This window comes from Marinobacterium sedimentorum (assembly GCF_024267675.1).
GTDB lineage: Bacteria > Pseudomonadota > Gammaproteobacteria > Pseudomonadales > Balneatricaceae > Marinobacterium_A > Marinobacterium_A sedimentorum.
In genome coordinates this window covers 1-221 of record NZ_JALDYX010000186.1, presented here as the reverse complement: position 1 = coordinate 221, position 221 = coordinate 1, and the positions used below count along the sequence as shown (strand labels likewise).

Genomic DNA, 221 nt, shown 5'->3' with positions numbered 1-221 from the left:
CATCAATCTTAGCCGTCCTGACAGAGGGTTTGCCGCGCTGCTCACCGATCTTAAGTATTCGATACAGCCACCAGAGCAATTGGCACAAAATGATCGAAACATAGTCGGTAGTGGTGTCTTTTCACTTAATAACCATTCAGAACAAGTACTCTCCCTCGTTGCTAATGAACAGTATTTTGGGCTAAGAGCCTTAACCGATAATGTTACGATTTGGTCTTTGG

The 221-nt window shown here is 43.9% G+C and carries 1 pseudogene; it reads left to right on the top strand.

What is annotated here, in order from left to right:
• Positions 1-221: pseudogene (locus tag MRS74_RS23785) on the top strand (hypothetical protein); the annotation flags it as partial.